The 2,857-nt window shown below is 67.1% G+C and carries 3 protein-coding genes; all 3 read left to right on the top strand.

Annotated elements, in window-relative coordinates; genetic code table 11:
• Window positions 1–1,166 (top strand): glutamate-5-semialdehyde dehydrogenase (locus A6M56_RS08565; RefSeq protein ID WP_286758074.1); only part of this gene is annotated, 1,166 nt, incomplete at its 5' end.
• A gap of 65 nt (window positions 1,167–1,231) precedes the next feature.
• Window positions 1,232–2,407: an acyl-CoA dehydrogenase gene (locus A6M56_RS08560; protein ID WP_286758073.1), complete on the top strand. Its 1,176-nt coding sequence runs from the start codon at window positions 1,232–1,234 to the stop codon at window positions 2,405–2,407.
• A gap of 18 nt (window positions 2,408–2,425) precedes the next feature.
• Window positions 2,426–2,857, top strand: a 432-nt coding sequence (locus A6M56_RS08555; RefSeq protein WP_286758072.1) for a methylated-DNA--[protein]-cysteine S-methyltransferase, incomplete at its 3' end; no start/stop codon positions are given.

The raw sequence follows: 2,857 nt of genomic DNA, 5'->3' as shown, positions 1-2,857 counted from the left end.
CTGCGCTGCTGCACATCGCCGGCGCCATCCGCCGCGAAAAGGCGGCCCTGCTCGCCGCCAACGCCGAAGACGTCGCCGCCGCCCGGGCCAACGGCCTGGAAGCGGCGATGATCGACCGCCTGACGCTGACCGAAAAGGGGGTCGAAGGGATGGCCGAAGGCGTCGAACAGGTCGCCAAGCTGCCCGATCCGATCGGCGAGATGTCCGACATCAAGTACCGCCCCTCCGGCATCCAGGTCGGCAAGATGCGCGTGCCGCTCGGCGTCATCGGCATCATCTACGAAGCCCGGCCGAACGTCACCGCCGATGCCGCGGCGCTGTGCCTGAAGTCCGGCAACGCCGCCATCCTGCGCGGCGGCTCGGAGGCGATTCGCTGCAACCGCGCCATCGCCGCGCTGGTCCAGGAGGGCCTGCAGGCCGCCGGGCTACCGGCCGACTGCGTGCAGGTCATCGACACCACCGATCGTGCCGCGGTCGGCGAACTGATCACGATGCGCGAATTCGTCGACGTCATCGTGCCGCGCGGCGGCAAGGGCCTGATCGCCCGCCTGCTCGCCGAATCGCGCGTGCCGATGATTCAGCACCTGGACGGCAACTGCCACGTCTACATCGATGACGACGCCGACCCGGCCAAGGCGCTGAAAATCGTCGAAAACGCCAAGACCCAGCGCTACGGCACCTGCAACACCGCCGAATCGCTGCTTGTCGCCCGCGCCGTCGCCGCCACCCAGCTACCGGCCATCGCCGCCATGCTGACCGGCAAGGGCGTCGAAATCCGTGGCTGCGCCGAAACCCAGGCCCTGGTGCCGAATGCCGTCGCCGCCACGGAAGAGGACTACTACACCGAATACCTGGCGCCGATCATCTCGGTCAAGGTCGTCGCCGGCCTCGACGAAGCCATCGCGCACATCAACCACTACTCGTCGCATCACAGCGAGGCCATCGTCACCGAAAACCACCCGAAGGCGATGCGCTTTCTGCGTGAAGTCGACTCCAGCTCGGTCATGATCAATGCCTCGACGCGCTTTGCCGACGGCTTTGAGTACGGCCTGGGCGCCGAAATCGGCATCTCGACCGACAAGATCCATGCCCGCGGGCCGGTCGGCCTGGAGGGCCTGACCAGCCAGAAGTGGATCGTACTCGGCGACGGACACGTCCGCGGCTAGGCACCACGCCGGGAGCGCCTGCCGCTCCCGGCTTTCCGCATAAAACGAGGACAACGGAGACAACCATGGCCCAGCCGACCTTCACCTGGGAAGACCCTTTCCGGCTCGACAGCCAGCTTGCCGCCGACGAACGGCAAGTCCGCAATGCCGCCCGCGATTTTGCACAGAAGGCACTCCAGCCGCGCATTCGCGATGCCTTCCGCAACGAGACGACCGATCCGGCCATCTATCGCGAGATGGGCGACATGGGCCTGCTCGGCCCGACGCTGCCCCCGCGCTTCGGCGGGGCTGGTCTGAACTACGTCTCCTACGGTCTGATCGCCCGCGAGATCGAGTACGTCGATTCGGCCTTCCGGACGCTGCTCTCCGTACAATCCTCGCTGGTCATGCTGCCGATCCACGCATTCGGCTCCGACGCACAGAAAGAAAAATACCTGCGGAAACTCGGCAAAGGGGAGCTGATCGGCTGCTTCGGCCTGACCGAACCCGGCTCCGGCTCCGACCCGGCCAGCGCGAGCACCGTCGCCCGTGCCGTGCCGGGCGGCTGGAAGCTCTCCGGACGCAAGACCTGGATCACCAACGCGCCGCTGGCCGACCTGTTCATCGTCTGGGCAAAGGACGACGCCGGCAGCCTGCGCGGCTTCATTCTCGAAAAAGGGATGGCCGGCCTGTCCGCCCCGGCCATCCAGGGCAAGGTCAGCCTGCGCGCCTCGATCACCGGGGATATCGTGATGGACGAGGTATTCGTCCCGACAGAAAACCAGTTGCCAAAGGCCAGCGGCCTCAAGGGCCCCTTCACCTGCCTCAACGCAGCGCGCTACGGCATAGCCTGGGGGGCACTCGGCGCAGCTGAAGCCTGCTGGCACACCGCCCACCACTACACGCTGGAGCGCCGGCAGTTCGGCCGGCCGCTCGCCGCCAACCAGCTGATCCAGAAAAAACTGGTCGACATGCAGACCGAAATCACGCTCGGCCTGCAAGGCGTGCTCCGACTGGGGCGCATGATGGACGACGGCAGCGCCAGCCCCGAACTGATCTCGCTAATGAAGCGCAACAGCACCGGCAAGGCCCTGCAAATCGCCCGCGACGCGCGCGACATGCTGGGCGGCAACGGCATTTCCGACGAATACGGGGTCATTCGCCACATGGTTAACCTGGAATCGGTCACCACCTACGAAGGCACGCACGACGTCCATGCGCTGATTCTCGGCCGGGCACAAACCGGGCTTTCGGCTTTCTGACCCCCTGCGGAGACTGCCATGATCGTTCCGCGCTACCAGGCCATCGTCGCCGCCCCCGGCTTTGCGCTGGGCATCCGCAGCACCGACGCGGAAATCACCGGTATCGCCTTCATCGAGCCGCAGCCGGAACGGGCGCCCGAGACGGCGCCGGCGGCCGAAGCGGCGCGGCAGTTGCGCGCCTATCTGACCGACCCGGCGTCCGTTTTCAGCCTGCCGCTGCAGCCGGCCGGGACGACCTTTCAGCGCCGGGTGTGGGCGCAGATTTCGGCCATCCCGCCCGGCCGGGTCGAAACCTACGGCCAGTTGGCTCAAAACCTCAACAACGCCCCGCGGGCCGTCGGCCAGGCTTGCGGCGCCAATCCCTACCCGATCGTCGTGCCCTGTCACCGGGTGGTGGCCAGCGGCGGCGGCCTGGGCGGGTTCAATCGCGAACGCGGCGGCTTCCTGCTC

The sequence above is a fragment of the Ralstonia sp. RL genome, from assembly GCF_001683835.1.
GTDB classification, from domain to species: domain Bacteria; phylum Pseudomonadota; class Gammaproteobacteria; order Burkholderiales; family Burkholderiaceae; genus Ralstonia; species Ralstonia mannitolilytica.
Note: the sequence above shows the minus strand (reverse complement) of the source record. Positions and strands in the feature narration are given on the sequence as shown.

Bases quoted from the DNA above. Each gene is read 5' to 3' on its own strand.
- A6M56_RS08560 (WP_286758073.1), top strand. From the start codon at position 1,232: ATGGCCCAGCCGACCTTCACCTGGGAAGACCCTTTCCGGCTCGACAGC.